Raw genomic sequence first — 23,677 nt, forward strand, 5'->3', positions numbered from 1 at the left:
ATTTGAAAAGACTTATAGAAAAAGAAAACCGTGACTATTGATCACGGTTTTAAGCTTTATACCACTGAAAGATAAAATATTAGTTCATGTGCCTGATACATAACTGGGTGTTATTACATACTAATCACCATACTAGATCATCAGAGACAAATGAAATAACACGGTAAGCATCTTCGTTTCATGAAAGAACAAAATAAGACTATAAATTCTTTATATATATGCTCTCCCACTGATTACCTCTAATGTTTTTCGCTGCATGACTCTACACCATTCCACGGGAGCCTTTTTATTTTCAGCTAAATAAATGAAACTTTACACAATATCATAATAATTAAGAATTGTGAAAACACAAAATTTACTTTATTCTCTTTCCATATAATATACGTGTCTGTTCAGCAGTGATGTTACATATATATATTACACGACTATTTGCGACAAGCTCTCTTTTATTGAACTTTCGCTTTTTATCATTATATAGCGGATAAAGTTTTGCTGTCAATATAGAATTATTATTGGTAATATCTCCAAAAGCCATAGTAGAATGGTCGGGAGTTATCACACTTAAGCAATTATCTATATTCACCCATCCTGTATTCATTATGCGCAATCCAGAGCCATTAGTTGTAAAGCTATCATTTTCAGTAACAAAATGACGTGCTGTAGAGGTAAAAGGATCCATACTTATAGCCAAAAGTCCAGAAAATTCTCCTGTAATTTCAACATCTCTTAATGCCGTTATACTATCAGAAAAGACAATTTTATTATTCTTTGTTGATATAATATTGAATTTATGAAGTAAGCTACTATCATTAGTCAACAACTCACCTCTATAATTCCACCCTTTTCCGTCATTAGGAATATTTACTGTTCCGTCATTTAAAGGAACAGCATTTGTCTTGCGTTTATCAACATTTAACCAACCGATAAAATTACCGGTATTATGTGCTGTGAATGGAACAACAATATTATTATATGCACTATCAAAAGGAGCAAAATATCCAGTATAACTACGTTTCCCATTACTCCAACTAAAACATGAAAAAGAAGAATTTTCATAAGAGCAAACGATATTTTGATTTGGGAAAAACTTACTCTTTGGTTTTCCAAAGCCAGCCCACCAAAGATTCTCATTCAAATCAACATGACCAACAGGAAAACAATGATGCATAAGCCAAGTCATCATCAATCTATGCGCCTCTACTCCCATACGACGTGCTCCAACATCAGCACGAAGAAGATACGAGCCATCAGTTGTAGTCTGCTGTCGGCGTAATATTTGGTTTAACGCTTTAGTTTCAAGAGCCAAAGCATTGGTATTATTATGCGGCAACATGCAAGCCAATGTTGAATATGATGTTATCTGATCATAAAGAAACATACTCCAGTCATTGCCATTTGGCATTGCTTGCTCCCCATCACGCAGACTGAACCAATTCAGTACTTCATCATTTACTTTTTGGCAATTATGCAACAAAGCATTACTATGCCATTTCTGTTCTTTACCTTGAAACAATCTCAATGCCAAAGCAGCCTCACCCAATTCCTGAATTACAACATTTTGATAACTGGTGTGAAAGAAACCATGATTCTGCAGTGTATAATCATTATACAGGTTCTGCCCACGATACAAATCTTTTACTCTAGTTTGATTATAATTAGGATCAATAACTGTGTTATCAAGCGAATCAGAAGAATGAGAATAACTGTTTATCGCGAATTCTCGCATACGTTCAAACCATTTCGATGCAAGTGCGTCATTAGGAAAGAGTCCTAACGTGGCAGCCAACACGTCAACCTCCCATCCATTTTCTTCTGCTTTCGTATCACCAATATATCCTGTTGGAATATTGCGTTCAAGTTCGTAATTACATTCGGCTTTCAACAGATTATACACATTATCTCTTTCTGATTTAGAAAGATCATCCCACTGAAAAAATGCAGAATAAGCAACCGACATAGCCCAAAGAGAACTCTCCCATTGGTAATCATTTTTAGATACCGATCCCCAATACTTTCCATCACGGCAAACTTTCAATCTCACCGCCTTGTGGGTAGAAAGGGCATAATTCAAAGATCGTCTTGCCATATTGTTCAATTCTGGGGATTTCACATGACCATATCTGCACAAAAAAGCAGAAATCATAGACAAGTCAGCGTTAGTGCGTACACCTTTTTCATCGCTAGCCATGGTGTTTTCACCTTTAAACACACCATTATCTTGATCAAAATCTGCACGTAAATATCTATTAAAATCAGACAATGAATTCATAATGTCAGACTTCAGGCTATTTTCGTCGACAAATTTATTCTTTGCACCCAATATAAGTGGCAAAAAAAGCAGTATTATAATTAAATTTCTTTTCATATATTTATATTGCAAAAGTAACATTTTATTTTTACCTTTGCAAGCGATATGAAAATATACAAGAAAATATTTACATTGGTTTTGCCTTTCTGTATCACAGTTCCAATTGTGGCACAGAATATAAAGACAATAACCCCAAGCACAAAATATTCAGCTTTCACAGATAAGTACATTGATAGTATGGAAGCAGCCAAGAGTGATTTTGATTATTCATTATCACAATATGGCAACGACTCTCTATATATATCATTCTTTCCTAAAGCAAATTATGCTCCACTGTTCTTGCCACCAACCTTTTACAAAGGTATATCACATAGAACATTGGCCATTGAAAGCAATGAGAATGATAAACAAAACGAGGCTATAGACAATATTATGATGTCTATATACCTAAAAAGACCAGACTTGATAAGAACCACAGAAAGTCATCTTGACATTATTGGACCAACACTTGAAGTAAACCACAGAATAACACCTGACGAACAACAACTTACAAAACATGTTGCTCCTAAGGCTGTTGAACCAGAATTAGAAGATTTCGGTATCAGTATATACAAGCCAAACTTCTGGTCATACAATGGTGATTACTATCTTCAATTCCTCCAAAATTATGTTTCAGACAACTGGTATAAAGGTGGAGAAAGTAATTATAGTATAATTGGCGCAGTTACATTGCAAGCTAATTATAACAATAAGCAGAAAATAAAATGGGAAAACAAACTTGAAATGAAATTAGGTTTGCAGACTTCTCAAAGCGACAGCCTCCACACATTAAAAACGACAGAAGACCTTCTGAGATATACAGGTAAATTTGGATTACAAGCTACTAAGAAATGGTATTATACTATTCAGTTTCTTGCAAATACACAATTCATGCGTGGTTACAAAAATAACGACACATTTACATATAGCGATTTTGCAAGTCCAATGAATATCAACCTATCTCTAGGTATGGATTACAATGTAGAATGGTTTGATAAAAAACTTATCGGAACTATTCATCTAGCGCCAGCCGCATATAACTTCAAATATGTAAGCCGACTCGCATTGAGCACCAGATATGGATTAAGAGAAGGCCATCACACGTTGAATGACATTGGTTCTGAATGTACATTGGATTTAACATGGACATTCAGCGACATGATGAAATGGAAGACTCGCCTGTACGGATACACAACATATAAACGTGCTGAAATAGAATGGGAAAACACCATAACATTCCAGTTCAACAAATATATCAGCAGCAACATATTCATATATCCACGCTTTGATGATGGTGCCCAACGCGATGGTAAGTATGGGTATTGGCAATACAAGGAATATGCTAGTATTGGATTTTCATATTCTTTCTGAGAAAACGCTTGCTGATATCGGAATTTTATCGTAAATTTGCAATTTGAATTTTATTAAATTACATTATCGTGGCTGAAACAAAGTATATCTTCGTAACCGGTGGTGTGGTTTCCTCTTTAGGAAAGGGAATCATAAGTGCATCTATCGGTAAGCTTCTGCAATCCAGAGGCTACAACATTACAATTCAGAAATTTGATCCTTACATTAACATTGACCCGGGAACACTAAACCCTTACGAGCACGGAGAGTGCTACGTCACAGTAGACGGAATGGAAACAGACCTAGACTTGGGACACTACGAGCGCTTTACTGGAATTCACACCACTAAGGCAAACAGTATGACAACAGGTCGTATCTACAAGGCTGTTATTGATAAAGAGCGCCGTGGAGATTATTTAGGAAAGACCATCCAAGTTGTACCTCACATTACTGACGAAATCAAGCGTAACATTAAATTGCTTGGACAGAAATACCACTATGACTACGTTATTACAGAAATTGGCGGAACGATTGGTGATATTGAAAGTGCTCCTTTCATGGAGGCTATACGACAGATGAAATGGGAACTTGGTAAGCGAGCTATAAACGTACATCTTACATATGTACCTTATTTAAAAGCAGCAGGTGAATTAAAGACTAAGCCAACACAGCACAGTGTAAAAGAGCTTCAAAGTATAGGAATTCAGCCAGATATATTGGTTCTGCGCACGGAAAAGAATCTTGATGAAGGAATACGCAAAAAGGTTGCTGCATTTTGTAATGTAGACTTTGACTGTGTAGTACAAAGCGAAGACCTCCCTTCAATATATGAAGTTCCTGTAAACATGCAGAGTCAAGGGCTTGACACCGCTATTCTTCGCAAGACAGGAGAGCCTATTGGAGAAACACCATCACTTGGACCTTGGAAGGAATTCATTGAGCGTCGCAAGAATGCCAAAGAAACTGTAAATATAGGTCTAGTTGGTAAATACGATCTTCAGGACGCATATAAGAGTATACGTGAAAGTTTGTCACATGCAGGAACATACAATAACTATAAAGTAAACATATCATTCATAAATTCAGAAAATATAACTGAAGAGAATGTTGCAGAAGCATTGAAAGGTCAAGACGGCATCATGATTTGTCCAGGATTCGGACAGCGCGGTATTGAAGGCAAGATCATTGCAGCACATTATACACGTTGCAACGACATTCCTACATTCGGAGTTTGCCTAGGTATGCAAATGATGGTTATTGAGTTTGCACGCAACGTACTTGGTTACGCAGACGCAAATAGTAGAGAGATGGACGAAAAGACTCCACATAATGTTATCGACATTATGGAAGAGCAGAAGAATATATCAAATATGGGTGGAACAATGCGACTTGGAGCCTACGAATGTATTCTCAAACAAGGAAGTAGAGTATTTGACATCTACAAGAAGGAGAACATTCAGGAACGTCACCGCCATCGCTATGAGTTCAACAACGAATACCAAACTGAATACGAAAAGAATGGAATGATGTGTGTTGGACGAAACCCAGAAAGTGACTTGGTTGAAATAGTTGAAATACCTGGATTGAAATGGTATATCGGTACACAATATCATCCTGAATATCAATCAACAGTATTGAAACCACATCCACTTTTTGTTGATTTTGTAAAAACAGCAATTGCTAATAAGAAATAATAAATGGATAAAAACAACATTATCGGTTTTCTGTGTATTGCAGCAGTTCTAATAGGATTCAGTTGGTACAACCAACCTTCCAAAGAAGAACAAAGAAAAACTTTCGTACAGGATTCCATCGCTCAAGCACATAAGCTAGAGTCAGAAAAGACAGCTAAGCTGGCTCAGACTCAAAAACAAGAAGAGGTAAAGAAAAATGTATTAGAAGATACAACTGCCCTATTCCACGAAGCCCTTCAAGGTAATGCACAAAAAGTTGTATTGAAAAACAACAAGATTGAGATTACCCTTAATACAAAAGGTGCAACTGTAGAAAAAGCAGTCATCAAGAATTATATAGGTCACGATATCAAAAAGAAAGACGGTTCTAATGACAAAATGGATGTAACTCTTTTTGATGGCGCTGATCAGAGCTTAAACTACACGCTGACAGCTAAAGAGGCAAATATAAGTACAAGTGACTTGTATTTTCAAACTTCTGGCGTTACAGATTCTACGGTTACATTTACAGCTCAAGCTGGATCAGGAAAGGCTATTTCTTTTAAATATGTACTTGGAAAAGACTACATGCTGCACATGCAAATGAGCGCACAAGGTATGGCTGGTCTTTTCGCTCCTAACACCCAGAATATGGATGTTAATTGGAAGGACAAAGCTAGGCAGCAAGAGCGAGGCTTTTCTTTTGAAAACAGATATGCTACATTAACATATCACAAGACAGAAGGTGGAACAGACTACCTGAACGAAAGTAAAGAGAATGTAGACAAAAGTATAGAAGAAAAGATAGACTGGGTAGCTTTTAAAAATCAGTTCTTCAGTGCAGTAATGATTGCTCAGAACGATTTTCAAGAAAATGCCCTTATGACATCTATTCCACAACAGAAAGGTTCTGGATATCTTAAACAGTATGAGGCAAAGATGAAGACATTCTTTGACCCTAGCGGTAAGACTCCTTCTAAATTTGACTTCTATTATGGTCCTAACGATTTCCGCCTTTTACAAAAAGTACAAGGTCAAAGCAAGTTTGGCAAAGACCTACAGATGGAAAGACTTGTTTATCTAGGATGGCCTTTATTCAGAATAATCAACAGATGGTTTACTCTTTATGTATTCGACTTCCTTACTGGTATGAACATCAATATGGGTATCATCTTGATTCTTATCACACTACTTTTGAAACTCTTAACCTATCCTATGGTAAAGAAGAGCTACATGAGTTCTGCAAAGATGAGGGTATTGAAGCCTAAGTTGGATGCTGCCACGGCACAATTCAGCAAGCCAGAAGACCAAATGCAAAAGCAACAGGCCATGATGGCTGAATATTCCAAATACGGAGTCAGTCCATTATCGGGGTGCTTACCCATGCTGATACAAATGCCTATTTGGATTGCAATGTTCAACTTTGTGCCAAATGCTATACAGTTACGTGGAGAGAGTTTCTTGTGGATAAAGGATTTAAGTACATTTGACCCAATATTAGAATGGAACAAAAACATTTGGCTAATCGGTGACCACTTGAGTTTAACTTGTATTCTCTTCTGTATTGCCAATGTATTATATACACTGATGACAATGCGTCAACAAAAAGATCAGATGGTAGGTCAGCAAGCAGATCAAATGAAGATGATGCAATGGATGATGTATGCTATGCCATTGATGTTCTTCTTCATGTTCAATGATTACAGTGCCGGTCTTAACTTCTACTATTTCATTAGTTTGTTCTTCAGTGCTACCATTATGTGGGCTTTGCGCAAGACAACAAACGACGAGAAACTTCTGGGGATTCTGGAAAAGCGTTATAATAAAAATCAAAACAATCCAAGCAAGAAAACAAGTGGACTTGCCGCTCGTCTTCAAGCTATTCAGGAAATGCAGAAGAAACAACAAGAAGAAGTGCATAAAAAGCAGGACGACTTGAACAAAAAGAAAAAAGGACTTTAATATAAAGATAACCACAGATTCAAAAGACTGCACAGATTTTAATATATACATATATTTATTTAAAAATTAAAATCTGTGCTTTATGTTGAAATCTGTGGTTTTTTACTTTTAATTACATCAATGAATAAAACTATTGCTTTAGCAATGACAGCCACGATGCTGGCTGTATCGCCAAAAATTGATGCCCAAACAATGATTGGACCAAACAACATTAAACTAGAATCAGACCTAATGACCCCCGAAGCACTTTGGGCTATGGGAAGAATTGGCTCTTCAGAGGCATCACCTGACGGTAAACAAATTGTTTATCAAGTATCATACTACAGTGTGAAGGAAAACAAAAGCCACACAATGCTTTTCGTACAGAATGCTGACGGTAAGAACAAACGCCAACTAACGAAAGACGAAAAGAGCGAAAGTGACGCTACATGGATTGAAAGCGGAAAGAAAATCGCATTTATTCGCAGTGGTGAAATATGGAGTATGAATGCCGACGGAAGTGAACGTAAGCAGCTTTCAAATACAGATGGAAGTGTAGAAGGCTTTAAGTTCTCTCCTGACGGAAAAAGAGTTGTCTTTATAAAGAGCATTCCATATTATGGATCTATTAAAAAGAATCCAGATGACCTCCCTAAAGCAAGTGGACGTCTTATCACAGACATGAACTATCGCCACTGGGATCATTATGTAGAAACTATTGCACATCCTTTTGTAGCAGAAGTAACAAATGATGGTATCAGTAATGCCAAAGACATAATGGAAGGTCAGCCATACGAGTCACCAGTAGCACCATTTGGTGGTATAGAGCAGATTGCATGGAGTATGGATTCCAAAAGTATTGCATACACAAGCAGAAAAAAGGAAGGTGTTGAATATGCTATTTCAACAGACGCCGACATATATCTTTACAACCTTGCTACAGGAAAGACTGTAAACATATGCAAGCCTGAAGGCTATAAAGAGCCTATAATTGATGCCACTAAGAGTATGAGAGACCAAGAAGTCAATCATCAGCAAGGCGACATGCATGTTGGCTATGACGTAAATCCTAAATTCTCGGCTGACGGCAGATATATTGCTTGGCAAAGTATGGCTCGTAACGGTTATGAGAGTGATCGCAACAGACTTTGCGTTATGGAAATTGCAACTGGCAAAAAGAAATACGTAACAGAAAGTTTCGATTCAAATGTTGACGACTACTGCTGGAGCAAAGATTCAAAGAGCATCTATTTCATGGGAGTTTGGCATGCAACTGAAATGTTATACCAGACAAATCTTGAAGGGAAAATAATGCAAATAACCGATGGTTGGTATGATTATGGAAGCGTACAGCTAGCCAACAATAACAATTATCTCCTAGCAAGCCGTCATTCACATCAATATGGTGATGAACTATATATAGTGAAACCTGGTAAGGAAAAGAAAGCAAAAGTAGAACAAGTAACATTTGAAAATAAGCACATCTACGATCAACTAGCATTGGGTAAGACTCAGCAGCGTTGGGTTAAGACAACTGATGGTAAAGAGATGCTAGTATGGCTGGTATTACCACCACATTTTGATATCAACAAAAAATACCCTACTCTGTTATTCTGCGAAGGTGGACCACAAAGTCCTGTAAGTCAGTTCTGGAGTTATCGTTGGAACCTTCAGATTATGGCTGCAAACGGTTATATAGTCGTTGCACCAAACCGCAGAGGATTACCAGGATTCGGAAGTGAATGGAATGAGGAAGTAAGCGGAGACTGGACAGGTCAATGCATGAATGATTATCTTAGTGCTATTGATGACGCAGCAGAATTACCTTTTGTAGACAAAGATCGTCTTGGATGTGTAGGAGCTAGTTTCGGAGGCTTCTCTGTTTATTATCTTGCAAGCCATCACAACAAGCGTTTCAAAGCTTTCATTGCACATGACGGAGCATTTAATCTTGAAAGCATGTACACAGATACAGAAGAAGCTTGGTTCAGCAACTGGGAATACGAAGACGCGTTCTGGAATAAGAATGCTAGTGCTAACGCAGTAAAGACATATAATAATAGTCCACACAAATTTGTTGATAAATGGGATACCCCAATTCTTGTCATTCATGGAGAAAAGGACTATCGTATCAATGCAAATCAAGGTATGGGAGCTTTCAATGCTGCAAGAATGCGCGGTATTCCAGCAGAGTTACTTTTATTCCCTGATGAAAATCACTGGGTATTGAAACCACAAAATGGTATTCTGTGGCAAAGAACATTCTTCAACTGGTTAGACAAATGGTTGAAAAAATAAAATTATTATAATATTATGGGAGAGAAAATTAGACAAATACTCAGTGATTCTTCAAGTGCCAGATGGACAGCGCTTCTGATAGTTTCATTTACAATGATGATGGGATATTTCATTACAGATGTGATGTCACCATTGGAAGTTTTGCTCACAAAGACCACAGCAGAAGGCGGACTTGGATGGTCTTCTTCTGATTATGGCTTCTTTGCAGGCTCATACAGTTATATTAACGTATTCCTATTGATGCTTTTCTTAGGAGGTATCATTTTGGATAAAATGGGGATTCGTTTTACCGGTTTGATGTCATGCAGCTTTATGGTAATTGGTGTTATCATCAAGTATATTGGTGTATCAACAGATTTCGGTAATCAGCATTTCACAATAAGCGCTATTAACTTTGACATCCCTATGTCTGTGGCAGTAGCTTCTTTGGGATTCTCTATATTCGGAATGGGATGTGAAATATGTGGAATAACGGTATCAAAGATTATCACTAAATGGTTTAATGGTCATGAGCTTGCCCTAGCAATGGGAATTCAGGTTGCACTGTCACGTTTAGGCACAGCTGGTGCCATGATGATATCATTGCCTGTTGCTAATGCATTTCATAATAAGGTAAGTGCACCTGTACTTCTTGGTGCCGTACTACTAATTATTGGTGCACTATCTTTTCTCGTATACAATGTAATGGATAAGAAACTCAGTAAATCAGTTGAAGAAGCTGGACGCGAAGAAAGAAACTCTTCTGATGAACCTGATGACAGCGAACAATTCCGTTTTAAGGATTTAAAATTGATATTCTCAAACCCAGGTTTCTGGTGCATAACATTGCTTTGTATGTTATTCTACAGTGGAGTGTTCCCATTCCTGAAATTTGCAACAAAACTAATGGTTGCTAATTATGGTGTCAGCGAACGTTTTGCAGGTATCCTACCAGGACTTATCCCATTCGGAACCATATTCCTGACACCACTGTTCGGAACAATTTATGACAAGGTTGGTAAAGGTGCAACACTTATGCTTATTGGAAGTATAATGCTTACCATCATTCATATAATCTTCGCTCTACACATTCTTCCTTACGGATGGTTTGCTGTTATTATAATGATTACCTTAGGTGTTGCTTTTTCACTTGTACCTTCAGCAATGTGGCCAAGTGTACCAAAGATTATTCCAATGAAACTATTAGGAAGCGCTTATGCTATAATATTTTATATACAGAATATCGGACTAGCCTTGGTACCTGTATTGATAGGAAAAGTAAACGACTACGATCCGACATATACAACTTCAATGAGTATATTTGCAGGATTTGGTGCAGCGGCAGTTGTAGTAGCTACCATTCTCTTGATAATCGACAAGAAGAAAAACTACGGATTGCAAAAAGCCAATATAAAAAAATAAATTAGACATATATTATGTGGGGAAACAACAAGACCACCAGATGGACTGTTCTGTTAATCGTAGCGATTATTATGATGATGGGATATGTATTTTGGGATGTTGTTTCCCCACTTACTACGGACCTTAAATCTCCCTTGGAAAAAGGAGGCATGAATTGGACAACTGCAGAATATGGATTTTATGCAGGAAGCTACAGTATATTCAACATATTTCTTTTCATGCTATTCTTTGGTGGCATCATCCTTGATAAGATGGGGATTCGTTTCACTGGCATACTCGCAACGGGAATGATGTTTTGTGGTGCCTTGATAAACTTTATTGCCATAAAATACATATCAGCACTAGACTATACAGATTTAAAACTAACCTTATTCGGACTGATTCCTCAGCATATAAAATTACAGGTACTGATAGCAGCATTAGGATTCGGTATCTTCGGGGTCGGATGCGACATCACGGGTATCACGGTTTCTAAAGTTATTACAAAATGGTTTACAGGACATGAACTAGCATCTGCGATGGGAATACAAGTTGCTCTAGCAAGACTTGGAACCGCTAGCGCTATCAGTTTCAGTCCTATTATTGCCTTAAATTTCGGAGGTATTCAAGCATCATTGTTAGTTGGTGCTGTGCTGCTTTTATTAGGTTTCATTTTATTTATCATATATAATTTGAAATTCGATGGAATAATAAAAGAAAAAATTATCAATGCTGAAGAAGATAAAGAACCTTATAACATAAAATCCATTATAACACTATTAAAGAATATAGACTTCTGGTTTATCGCCCTACTCTGCGTAAGTTTTTATAGTAGCATAAGACCTTTTTTAAAGTTTGCTACAGACATAATAGTTGAGAAATACGACATGAATGTAATAGCTGCCGGATGGATTACATCTATTCTGCCTTATGGTACAATTATTCTTACGCCGCTATTCGGATATATAAACGATAAATATGGATATGCAAGAAGACTTCTTGTTACAGGTTGCCTTATCGTAGTATTATCATTATTGCTTCTTCTTTCACCTATAGGAGCTGGCACAGCATGGATGCCTATAATAATAATGATTATGATGGGAGTTGCCTTTTCATTAGTTCCTAGCGTTCTTTGGCCAACAGTACCAAAGCTTGTACCATTAAAACAGCTTGGTACAGCTTATAGCATAATTTATTATATACAGAATCTAGGATTAATGCTTGTACCAATGACTGTAGGGAATATTGTTACAAATTATAATGGAAAGATAAACTACACACCAGGAATAATAATTTTCACGGTCTTCGCTGTTTTCGCAACAATTGTTGCTTGCAAGATCAAGAAATAAAGATTATTACAATTCGCTAATAGTTTAGAATAGCAATAATTTAACGAGTTTTCATTCCGATGTGAGGAAACCTCATCTACATTTCCAGCATTAAGTCTGGCGAACTTTAAAGGTTTCATAAATTTTTCTTTTGAATACATATTGTTTATGCTGTTTATACGGCGGCAGATCAGAATGATATTGGTATTCAGGAAGAGTATTTCTATACATCTTAAATTACGATATATATAGTCATGAACACTTAGGTTCTACTCTAGCGATATAGCCACCTACTAAATAATTAAAAACTTTTTTGGAACTTTTTAATGCCGTTTCCTACATGTTTTTATAAAACGTATTGCTATACAACATGTTAGCTTGTATAGGTTTGTCCATTGTTATACATTAAACGGAGTAATAAGGGCCTTATTACTCTGTTGTATTATATGCTTTACCGAGTGATAAGGCCCATATCACTCAAAGGCGTAACGAAAAAGGTGATTTTATTTTTTGCTAAAAAAGGTAGTTTTATATTCTAGAAAAACTTTATAAGCCCAAATATGTATGAAGTAGATAACATAATTGCGAATAAAACGCAAAAATCAGGTGTGATTTGGAGTTTGTTGTCACTTTTTGCCTGATTATGTCACTTCATGTCACTCGCTCATCCCTTACAAACAAAGGGTTTGTGACATTATGACATTAGTGACATTAAAAAAACTTTTTCTGGTAGATGAAAAATTTTGCTCATAAAAAGTTTAGCGGATAGCTATCATAAAAAATCCCAATGACATTTTTATATCATTGGGACTATATTTAAATTTAAGAATATCTTGTTAGCAAACCTTTTCCAACTTCTTCATAACTGCAAAGATGAAAATGAAAGAAGCTAAACATAAAGCTACAAGAACACCCCATACGTATGTCAATGGAACTACCTTCCAAAGGTATGCTGGTATCTGAACAAGGAAGTTACCTATGGCTGTAGCACCAAACCAACATCCCATCATAAGACCCTTATATTTCTCCGGAGCAACCTTACTTACAAAAGATATACCCATAGGAGAAAGCAAAAGCTCTGCAAATGTAAGTATCAAATATGTGCTTACCAACCAGTTTGGAGAAACGCGCTGAGCATCTGTAAGATTATAACTCAAGCCGATTGATGCCATTATCATCACAACATATCCTAAACCTGCAACAAGCATACCATAACCTATTTTACGTGGAGCAGAAGGTTCCTTACCTTTTAAAGCAAGCCAACCAAACAACGCCATGCTAATAGGAGTCAATGCTACAACAAAGCTAGGATTGAACTGCTGGAAGATTGGTGCAGAAATTTGAACACCATTAACTGGTAATTGAGTGTAATCATAGTAAAGATAACCAACAGATGCTAGTATAACCAAAGCAGAAATCAATTTACCACCCATTTTTTTACTCTGAAACAATGAGAATAAAGAATAGATAATAAAGATAACAGCCACGAGATTAGTAACATTAAACATCATTCCTTCAACACCAGTGCTACTTGTTTTTACAAAGTCACGTGCAAAGTATGTTAAAGTAAGACCATTCTGATGGAAAGCCATCCAGAAGAAAACGACCACAGCAAATACTAAGAACAAAGCCACAAGACGAGATTTTGTATCAGCTGCATCCTCTTCAGTTTCAACTTTATTGTTTTCTACAGAAGAATCTTTCTTCGCTACACTATTATCAACATTAGCAAATGTCCAACGGAAACCATAATAAATAGCTATTGATATAATGAGGGAAACACAAGCAACTCCAAAAGCATAATGATATGCTGTCTGCTCAGATGCACCAAGAGACTTTTCAGCCCAATCAATAATTTTCAATGCAGCTGTAGGGGCAAACAATGCACCTATATTTATAGCCATATAGAATATTGAAAAACCAGAATCACGCTGACCAGAATATTTTGCATCATCGTAAAGATTACCTACCATCACCTGAAGATTACCCTTAAACAAACTTGTTCCTATACATATCATCAGCAATGCACCAGACATCAATGTTATTCCCAATGCGCCTGCACCTGCAGGTATAGCCAATAAGAAATACCCAAGAAACATAACTATAATTCCAAATGTTACACACTTACCGTAACCAATTTTGTCAGCCATAGCTCCACCTACTATTGGAAGAAAGTATACTAACATAAGGAAAGTTGAATAAACTGTTCCAGCAAGTCCCTCACCCCATCCAAAGTTTGATTGTAGGAAAAGAACAAAGATAGCAAGCATGGTATAATATCCGAATCGTTCTCCGGTATTAGCCAATGCAAGGGCAAACAGCCCTTTTGGTTGATTTTCAAACATAATATTATTATTTAGATTTTAATATTGACTTCTTGGTTTTAGAAATATCAAATAGATAAGTAGCCTTTATAACTATATTTCCGATATTCGATTTTGAAAAATAATCACGTTTAGATGAACCATATATATTAGCTAAGCCATAGTAATAGCGAGCTTCTAGAAGTATATGACCAATTTTAGGATGACTATATTCAAGTCCACCACCGACAGCTATTCCATAATCAAACTTATTCTCGACTTTCATAGTATCTTGAGCAATTATAGGATTCACTCGTGCTGCGGTGTTACGACTGCTTAATTCAAAGTTCATATCAGTACTCTCGCTTACGAGATAGCCAAATTGAGGTCCTAGATTCACAAAGAATTGCATGCCCTTATATTCTTTTCCCCATGCTAAGTGTGCTAAAACCGGAACTTGAATATAGTTCAATGTTCGACTGTATTTTTCAGCCAATCCTGTTTTTGCATTTATTACAGGTTGATTATTAGTATCCAGAATACTTTCTTTCCATCCTATCTGCGAATAGTTTATCTCACCCACTATAGAGCAAATAGTATTGAAATACTTTTCACTTTTATAGCGCAAAGATATACCGCCGATAATTCCACCATGATATCCTTGATTAACTTTAGGTACGAAAGCCACATTACTCATAACATATCCTCCACTTACACCAATGGAGAATTCATCTCGGTGCTCTCCTATCTGAGCATGTGAAGGCAAGACTCCAAATAGGATTAGGAATACGCCTGACAGTATTTTTTGTTTAGTTTTCATATTTAACCAATGATACATGGAAATCACTCTCTATTAATTAATAAGCAAGGCTTTCAATACTATGATTATACAGATAATGTATCAGCATAAAACTAGTATTCACATAACCACCTTTACCTAATTTTTCAAAACACAAAGGAGTTTGCAGTGAAGAATAAAGATTTTGTGATTTACTTCCGACAAACTTGTTTCCAAATTTAGTGATGCCTCTTATGAAGAACTGAGCATGATCATAACCTGTAATTGCAAAACGAGGCTGTGCTGGCTGCATTTCTACATTAAACCACCCTCTGTAATTTTTCTCCAATGATGTTGTAGCTGCAGAATATTGATTATGATAAAACACAGTTGGTATATAAGTATCGTATCTACAGAAATTATTGAACTCATAATTAGCATATACCAGCCATTCTGTATAACCAAACATACTAATTACAAATCCTGGATAAAGTGATGACATTTTGTCAAGTTTTGCTATCGCAGCACTAAGTTCCTTATAATGATCAGAATTTAGAATCACAACATTATGTTTATTGCGACTAAACGCCTTAGCAAAAGACTCATCAGAAGACTTTATATTCGTGATATTATATGCTATACTTTTAGCCTCAAGCACTTTTCGCAGGTTTGATGTAAAATTACTCTTTCGACTAGTAGAATCATTACAATCAATAAACACAGGATGACTGTCGCTGAAGCGTTCTATATAGGAATTAATCGCAGAGGTATTAAAACTTAAATTATCCTGATATACTTGAAATATATTCGGATTATTAGCAACATCATTACCTGTTATTGAGAATGGAATTACAAGTTTAATATTATATGCCTTGCAAAATTCAGAAAGAGGCTTTACTTGTTTTGAATAAAGCGGTCCGAAAATCAATTCACATTTATTTGCGTAATTATTCAATAAAATTTGCTTGATATCAGCATCAACTGGCACATTCCATGCATGAACATCAATATGGAATCCTTCCGACTTCAATTGATCACATGCCATAAGAATACCACGATAATACTCTATCATCCTGCGGCCGTCGCCATCTACATTATGCAGTGGTAGCATTACACCTACAGATATAGAATTCTTACTTTTAGGACTCTCCATCACATTATCGGCAGCCCAAATTATATTGCTTGAAAACAACAAGACAACAAGTAGTATATTTCTGTAAAAATGTCTCATAATCTTTAAATTTTAACTTGCAAGTGCAAAAATACAAAAAATATGTCATTACACCATATCTGATGTGTTATCTTTTTAGTAACTTTGCACAAATATATATAATAGGGAATGAAAATTAAGATATCTATAATATTGCTATTATGCATTATTACCGTCAAAGTTGCTTTGGCGGATAATTTTCCTATTGTATCACCAACGGTAACAATTATAGATTCAGAGGGAAAAGAAACAACAGGAAACTATAATGGTTCTGCACCAGTAACAACTACCTTTTATGCACAGCCAGAGAATATTGATGGGTGGACAGCATATTACGAGTGGAGATTCATGACAGAAAATGATACTATTCCATATTTGGTAAGATATGAACAGGATACAAAATATACGTTTACAAAATCTGGCACTCATAAAATTGTTCTTTATGCCAAATTTACTAATGGAAGTAATGTCAAAGAAATAACATCAGACCCTTTAACTATCACATTATCAACAAGTAGACTAGAAATGCCTAATGCTTTTTCCCCAAACGGAGATGGCATTAATGATATATATAAAGCAAAAAGTAACTATCAGAGTATTATTGATTTTCATGCATATATATTTAACCGATGGGGACAAAAACTATATGAATGGAATGATATAAATGATGGTTGGGACGGAAAATACAACGGTAAAGACGTCAAAGACGGCGTATATTTTGTTTTAGTAAAAGCTACTGGTGCTGACGGAAAGAAGTACAACATCAAACGAGATGTTAATATTCTTCGTGGCTATACAGAATCAGCAGGCACATCAAATAACGAATAATAAGAAATTAATAGTATTAACTCTTTATGGAAAGAGAAGATAAAAAGATAAATGTATGGGGAGCAAGAGTCCACAATCTTAAGAATGTAGACGTAGAGATTCCCCGCAATTCACTAACTGTCATCACTGGTCTTTCGGGTTCAGGCAAGTCTTCGCTTGCTTTCGATACGATATTTGCTGAAGGACAAAGAAGATATATAGAAACGTTCTCGGCTTATGCCCGCAATTTTCTTGGCAACATGGAAAGACCTGATGTTGACAAGATTACAGGATTGAGTCCTGTTGTCAGCATAGAACAGAAGACAACAAATAAAAATCCACGTTCTACCGTTGGTACTACGACCGAAATTTATGACTACTTAAGACTTCTATATGCACGTGCTGGCACAGCCTACAGTTATGTGACTGGCGAGAAAATGGTCAAGTACACAGAAGAAAAGGTAATTGAAATGATTACCGATAACTATTCTGATAAAAGAATTTTCATACTTGCTCCATTAGTAAGAAACCGTAAAGGTCACTATCGCGAACTGTTTGAAAGTATGCGCAGAAAAGGTTATCTGTATATCAGAATTGATGGGGAGATAAAGGATCTTGTACGTGGAATGAAAACTGATAGATACAAAAACCACAGCATTGAAGTCGTAATTGACAAGATGAAGGTTGAGGATGTATCGCATGAAAGACTCACCAAGAGTATTCAGACAGCCATGAAACAAGGCGATGGACTAATCATGATATTGGACAAAGACACAGATGAAGTCAAATACTTTTCTAAAAGACTCATGTGTCCTACTTCTGGTATATCATACAAAGACCCAGCTCCAAATATATTCTCATTCAATTCTCCAGAAGGAGCATGTCCTCATTGTAAAGGGTTAGGATATGTCAATGAGATAGATCTAAAGAAAGTTATTCCCGACACAAAATTAAACATTCATGACGGTGCGATCATTCCGCTTGGTAAATACAAAAACCAAATGATATTTTGGCAGATAGATTCTATCTTGCACAAATATGATTGCAATATCAAAACTCCTTTTAAAGACATTCCGCAGGAAGCTGTAGATGAAATTTTATATGGTAGTCTTGAAAATGTAAAGATTGACAAAAGCTTAGTACATACAACATCTGACTATTTCGTAAATTTTGACGGTATTATAAAATATCTTCAAACTGTTATTGAGAACGATGATTCTACATCTGGCAAGAAATGGGCAGACCAATTTCTTGCAACAACAGAATGCCCAGAATGTAAAGGACAAAGATTAAACAAAGAGGCTCTTTCATATAAGATTTGGGATAAGAACATCACAGAAGTTGCCAGCATGGATATCAATGATCTAAATGACTGGCTTGATAATGTTGAAGAACATCTTGAACCTCAGCAGAAAAGAATAGCAAAAGAAATTGTAAAGGAAATCAAGACACGCGTGTCATTTTTATTAGAAGTTGGACTTGACTATCTATCACTAAACAGGCAAAGCGCAACTCTGTCTGGAGGTGAAAGCCAAAGAATAAGACTTGCTACTCAAATAGGTAGCCAGTTAATCAACGTACTTTACATACTCGACGAGCCAAGTATCGGTTTGCACCAACGAGATAACGACCGCCTGATAAAATCTCTTAAGGAACTCCGTGACCTTGGAAATACTGTCATTGTTGTTGAACATGACGAAGATATGATGCGTGCAGCTGACTGGATTATTGATATAGGACCTGAAGCCGGAAGAAAAGGTGGTGAAGTCGTATTTCAAGGAACTCCTGAAGAAATGTTGAAGAAACATACCATAACGGCAGACTATCTAAACGGCGAGCGACAGATTGAAATTCCTAAGATAAGGAGAAAAGGCAATGGAAAGAGCATAAAGATATATGGCGCAAGGGGAAATAATCTTAAAAACGTTGATGTAGAGTTCCCACTTGGCAAACTTATCGTAGTTTCGGGTGTATCAGGATCAGGCAAGTCAACTCTTGTAAATGAGACTTTGCAGCCTATCCTATCTCATCATTTCTACAGATCTCTGAAGAAGCCGATGAAATATGATAAAATCAGCGGTATTGATAATATAGACAAAATTGTAAATGTAGATCAAAGCCCTATTGGAAGGACTCCAAGAAGCAATCCGGCAACATACACAGGCGTATTCAGTGAAATTAGAAGTTTATTCGTGAACCTTCCTGAAGCTATGATAAGAGGTTATAAACCTGGAAGATTCTCTTTTAATGTAAAAGGCGGCAGATGTGAGGCATGTGGAGGAAATGGATACAAGACTATAGAAATGAACTTTCTTCCTGATGTAATGATACCTTGTGAGGTTTGTCATGGTAAAAGATATAATAGAGAAACTCTTGAAGTAAGATTCAAAGGAAAATCAATTGCAGATGTCCTTGACATGACTATTAATCAGGCTGTTGATTTCTTTGAGAACGTACCTAGCATATTGCCTAAAATAAAAACTCTACAAGATGTAGGATTAGGATATATAAAACTAGGTCAAAGTTCCACTACCCTTTCAGGAGGCGAAAGCCAACGTGTGAAACTTGCCACAGAACTTGCAAAGAAGGATACAGGCAAGACTCTATACATTCTTGACGAACCAACCACAGGACTTCATTTTGAGGACATAAGAATACTTATGGATGTACTTCAAAAGCTCACAGACAGAGGAAACACGGTAATCATCATAGAACATAATATGGATGTTATAAAACTTGCAGACTATATTATTGATGTCGGTCCAGAAGGTGGTAGAAACGGAGGAACCATTCTAGCAACAGGAACACCTGAAGATATTATCAAAAGTAACAAAGGGTATACTCCAAAGTTCCTTAAACAAGTACTTGAAAATAAACATAAATAAAAACAAAAATCCCTGGAATACAAATATATTCTGGGGATTTTTATAATTACTTTTATTCTGCTTCCTTGCGATCATCAACATTGTCACCCTGTGTTGGTGCCATTGTTTCCTCAAAGTTAGTTATACCAGCCTTGATTAGGATATTATACCATTGAATCAACTTTTTTATATCACTATCGTGAACACGATCTTGATCAAAGTTAGGCAACACTTCTGCGAAATAATCACGAAGTTCCTTACTGCTTGATTTCTTATAATTAAAAGAAGACTCCTTACCAGCTTCTTTTTTATTCAAATTATCAAGTACCTTCCACAATGGTACATCTTCTGCATCAGTGTACATAGCTATATCACCTAGACTTGTTACACGATCTGCTGCAAATGCAGGAATACGCTTATGACTTTCGTCTAATGTTTCAACTATAAGATTCATTTTACCACGAGAAACCAGTTTGTAAAGTCCTGGCTTTCCTGAGATTGAAAGAATTGTTTCCATTTTGTTTAATGATTTATTGTTATAAATTATTTAATTATTGATAATACTCTATCTAATTGTTCTTCAATATCTGCTACACCATCATTGATGATTTCAAAATCAGACATACTTAAAACTTCATCCTGCGTCAACTGTTTGCTTATCCATTCTAAAGCTTTATCACGTGAAATATTATCACGCTGCATTATTCTTGAGATACGAACTTCATTCGGAGCTGTTACACAAATGATTTTATCAAAGGATATTTTCTTGTTGAATCCACTGTCAAAAAGAATCGCACTCTCCAACCAGTTATATCCACTGCATATAAAATCTTCAGCAACAGCGGGATGTATGATATCATTTACAGCAATTCTATTAGCATCGCTTTCCAATAGGAATTGAGCTAAAGCCTGCTTATTAAAGATACCATTTACATAAACATCCTTACCTAAAAGTATATTTAATTTAGCTTGAAGACTCTTATTTTGAGCAATAAGCCTTTTAGCCGCAGCGTCACAATCATATACATGTATGCCACGAATTTTCAAAAGAGAACAAACATAACTCTTTCCAACACCTATGCCACCAGTTATGGCTATCTTACGATTATCTGTCACTATATTGAAACTTCTATTGTTGTTCTATAAGATAATCAACTTGTTTCATCTCCAATCGAGCCATCGTAACATCAGGCGAGTGCTGTCGCAATCTTAGAATACACTTGTCTGAAGGATGAGCCAAAATATCATTATAATCCACGACAACCAGAAATTGATCCGGTTTTACTTTTCTAAACATGCTTGATCCAACAGTAAACTTTACGTTAATCTTTGAAGGGAATGTACGTAATACTTTGCCTTCAGGCATATTCACGGCAACGATAGGCACCTCAACACTTTCTTCAGTTAAGATATCAACATAAAATCCAATCTTAACAATAGAAGGAACTATTTTGACACCATTAATTGGACGAAGTGGAACCCGTCGCATAACAGTATCCTCAACATTATTTAAATATAATGCATCGGTATATACATACTTAACACTGTCTAACAATGCCTTATTGGCATAAATCGTAACAGTTGAAGGCCAGAACTTTATGCGAGAGATATAATAACTTTTACCAGGATTTACATTACCAGAAAGACGAATTGGTACTCGCTTTGATTGGCCATAATTAAAGAAGAATGACAATGAATGAGGCTTAATAGAAGTTATCTTTGAAGATCCATAAAGCCTTTGCAAGATCATTTTCTGAATATCAGATAAAGGAACATCGCCTTTACCAGTATCACTATCTGCATACGAATTGAAATCTACCGAAATAGGTGTAATCCTATCAGTATATAAATATGTAACAAGAGTAAATCCCTTATCCCTGACTGTTACATATACAGTATCTGTACAAGGTTGAGTAACAACAACATTGTTTGGCACATTATAAAGTCGTACAGGTATTGCTAGTTCTTCCTCGTAAGTTTCATTCAATGCCATTAGAAGCCAGAAAGTTCCACTCAGACCGAGAAAAAACAAAAAAATCAGAAACTCCCTATTCATTGAAGAAAAAAGGAAGCTTCTGACAAATTTATATATTTTTACTATATTATGCATTATGCATCTGAGATGATGCGTTAGCGAATACATAACTTCTGTTCACTGTAATAACAACACCTTTTGCTATTTCTACGTCAACAGATTCATCTTCCATGTTAATACGCTTAACAGTACCATATATACCACCACCAGTGATAACCTTAGATCCCTCTTGAAGAGAATTCTGGAACTTACGTATTTCTTTTTGTTTCTTCTGCTGAGGACGAACCATGAACAACCAGAAGATAACAAGGATAGCAACCATCATGACAATCATGCCCATGCCACCACCCTGTGCTGCCTGAGCAGCCAATAGCATTGTATTCATAAACAAACTCTTTTAGTTAATATATTATTTACTTTCTTTATTTCTTAATGTTTTCATCATCATGCCATTATCTACGAAGAAATGGGCTATTGAATCCAACATACCGTTTATATATCCACCACTACGTGATGTACTATACAATTTAGCCAAATCCACATATTCATTTATTGTTACGCTTGCTGGAATATTAGGGAAAGTAAGCATTTCAGCAATGGCAATCTGCATTATGACAACATCCATATATGCAAGTCTACTAAAATCCCAGTTACGGCTAGCATCACTCAAATAATGTTGATATTGGTCAGCATTAAGAATTGTAGCACGGAACAGCTTACGTGCAAAGTCCTTATCTTCCTCATCATCATATTCAGGAAGGAGTTCCTGTTTATTCTTGTTATCAGTCTCAAAACGCTTTATTGTCTTCAACACGAAAGTATCAACAACTTCCTTGTCATCATTCCAATATAAACTCTTTTCCTCTAATAATGAATCCAAATCTGGATTATTCAGTATAAACAATTTATATAGTTTACGCCATAATTCTCTGTCTGTCTCATAATCAGATTCTGCAGTTTTCATATATTCAATATAATCTTCACTGCTTTCTATCTGATTGCATAATTTACGTACAAATTCAAGATCATCTGCCCAAGTCAACTTCTGACTTTCAACAAATTCATTCAACATTTTGTTTTCTTCCAGTTGTACTGCGAATTTGTTATATACAAACTTTTGAGACGGTACCTCTGTACCTTCTCGCTGAGCACGTTGAGTAGCAATTTCTATCCTATGACGCTCCTCTCTAGTAATATCAACTATCAGCAAAAGCAGATAATTATATAAATCATAAGCCTTTGAAAGACTGAAAAAGAGTTCTTTCTCTGCCGTATCAATATTCTTATTACCATTTTGATAGTATGCGTAGGTTAACTGAACTACCTTAATTCTTATAAGTTCGCGATTGATCATTCTCTTAAT

At 36.1% G+C, this 23,677-nt stretch carries 17 protein-coding genes; 8 read left to right on the plus strand and 9 right to left on the minus strand.

The window, feature by feature from the left end:
- Window positions 1-355: 355 nt before the first annotated feature.
- The gene (locus tag B045_RS0105570) at window positions 356-2,365 is read right to left on the minus strand and encodes a hypothetical protein (protein WP_018463290.1); all 2,010 of its coding nucleotides are present in this window, start codon (window positions 2,363-2,365) and stop codon (window positions 356-358) included.
- A gap of 48 nt (window positions 2,366-2,413) precedes the next feature.
- Between B045_RS0105570 and B045_RS0105575 the strand changes: the two genes are divergently transcribed.
- The 6 genes from B045_RS0105575 to B045_RS0105600 all read left to right on the plus strand — a co-directional run bounded on the left by B045_RS0105575 (window position 2,414) and on the right by B045_RS0105600 (window position 12,338).
- Window positions 2,414-3,718 (plus strand): DUF3078 domain-containing protein, encoded by a 1,305-nt coding sequence (locus tag B045_RS0105575; RefSeq protein ID WP_018463291.1) that lies wholly within the window; start codon window positions 2,414-2,416, stop codon window positions 3,716-3,718.
- A gap of 68 nt (window positions 3,719-3,786) precedes the next feature.
- Entirely contained in the window at window positions 3,787-5,391 is a 1,605-nt protein-coding gene (locus tag B045_RS0105580; protein WP_018463292.1) for a CTP synthase, read from the plus strand.
- A gap of 3 nt (window positions 5,392-5,394) precedes the next feature.
- Window positions 5,395-7,332, plus strand: coding sequence for a membrane protein insertase YidC (yidC, locus tag B045_RS0105585; protein WP_018463293.1), 1,938 nt, complete (start codon window positions 5,395-5,397; stop codon window positions 7,330-7,332).
- 120 nt (window positions 7,333-7,452) lie between these two features.
- Window positions 7,453-9,609 (plus strand): S9 family peptidase, encoded by a 2,157-nt coding sequence (locus B045_RS0105590; protein WP_018463294.1) that lies wholly within the window; start codon window positions 7,453-7,455, stop codon window positions 9,607-9,609.
- A 15-nt stretch (window positions 9,610-9,624) separates the two neighbouring features.
- Window positions 9,625-11,010, plus strand: a complete 1,386-nt coding sequence (locus B045_RS0105595) for an MFS transporter (protein ID WP_018463295.1) — start codon at window positions 9,625-9,627, stop codon at window positions 11,008-11,010.
- 14 nt (window positions 11,011-11,024) lie between these two features.
- Window positions 11,025-12,338, plus strand: a complete 1,314-nt coding sequence (locus B045_RS0105600; RefSeq protein ID WP_018463296.1) for an MFS transporter — start codon at window positions 11,025-11,027, stop codon at window positions 12,336-12,338.
- Between the two features lie 815 nt (window positions 12,339-13,153).
- Here the strand turns inward: B045_RS0105600 and B045_RS0105605 are convergent.
- Genes B045_RS0105605 through B045_RS0105615 form a run of 3 tightly spaced genes read right to left on the minus strand, consistent with a single transcriptional unit; the run spans window position 13,154 to window position 16,629 of the window.
- Entirely contained in the window at window positions 13,154-14,662 is a 1,509-nt protein-coding gene (locus B045_RS0105605; protein WP_018463297.1) for a peptide MFS transporter, read from the minus strand.
- 7 nt (window positions 14,663-14,669) lie between these two features.
- Window positions 14,670-15,440, minus strand: a complete 771-nt coding sequence (locus tag B045_RS0105610; protein WP_025883154.1) for a porin family protein — start codon at window positions 15,438-15,440, stop codon at window positions 14,670-14,672.
- Window positions 15,441-15,477: 37 nt separating this feature from the next.
- A complete protein-coding gene (locus B045_RS0105615; RefSeq protein WP_018463299.1) occupies window positions 15,478-16,629 on the minus strand; it encodes a hypothetical protein in 1,152 nt (383 codons plus the stop codon).
- A gap of 108 nt (window positions 16,630-16,737) precedes the next feature.
- Here B045_RS0105615 and B045_RS0105620 point away from each other — a divergent pair, with 108 nt between their 5' ends.
- Window positions 16,738-17,436, plus strand: coding sequence for a gliding motility-associated C-terminal domain-containing protein (locus B045_RS0105620; RefSeq protein ID WP_018463300.1), 699 nt, complete (start codon window positions 16,738-16,740; stop codon window positions 17,434-17,436).
- A gap of 26 nt (window positions 17,437-17,462) precedes the next feature.
- Entirely contained in the window at window positions 17,463-20,300 is a 2,838-nt protein-coding gene (gene uvrA, locus B045_RS0105625; protein ID WP_018463301.1) for an excinuclease ABC subunit UvrA, read from the plus strand.
- A gap of 52 nt (window positions 20,301-20,352) precedes the next feature.
- Here the strand turns inward: uvrA and B045_RS15430 are convergent, their stop codons facing one another.
- From B045_RS15430 to nusB, 5 genes are read right to left on the minus strand one after another with little or no spacing between them, the layout of a single operon-like run.
- The gene (locus tag B045_RS15430; RefSeq protein ID WP_018463302.1) at window positions 20,353-20,796 is read right to left on the minus strand and encodes a DUF5606 family protein; all 444 of its coding nucleotides are present in this window, start codon (window positions 20,794-20,796) and stop codon (window positions 20,353-20,355) included.
- 26 nt (window positions 20,797-20,822) lie between these two features.
- Window positions 20,823-21,395 (minus strand): dephospho-CoA kinase, encoded by a 573-nt coding sequence (gene coaE, locus B045_RS15435; RefSeq protein WP_018463303.1) that lies wholly within the window; start codon window positions 21,393-21,395, stop codon window positions 20,823-20,825.
- Between the two features lie 13 nt (window positions 21,396-21,408).
- Window positions 21,409-22,389, minus strand: coding sequence for a CdaR family protein (locus B045_RS0105640; protein ID WP_026234351.1), 981 nt, complete (start codon window positions 22,387-22,389; stop codon window positions 21,409-21,411).
- Window positions 22,382-22,699: a preprotein translocase subunit YajC gene (gene yajC / locus B045_RS0105645; RefSeq protein ID WP_018463305.1), complete on the minus strand. Its 318-nt coding sequence runs from the start codon at window positions 22,697-22,699 to the stop codon at window positions 22,382-22,384. Before yajC ends, B045_RS0105640 begins: the two co-directional genes overlap by 8 nt.
- A 24-nt stretch (window positions 22,700-22,723) precedes the next feature.
- The gene (nusB, locus tag B045_RS0105650; protein ID WP_025883158.1) at window positions 22,724-23,668 is read right to left on the minus strand and encodes a transcription antitermination factor NusB; all 945 of its coding nucleotides are present in this window, start codon (window positions 23,666-23,668) and stop codon (window positions 22,724-22,726) included.
- Window positions 23,669-23,677: the final 9 nt, after the last annotated feature.

The organism is Segatella paludivivens DSM 17968 = JCM 13650, from assembly GCF_000373185.1.
Classification (GTDB): Bacteria; Bacteroidota; Bacteroidia; order Bacteroidales; family Bacteroidaceae; genus Prevotella; species Prevotella paludivivens.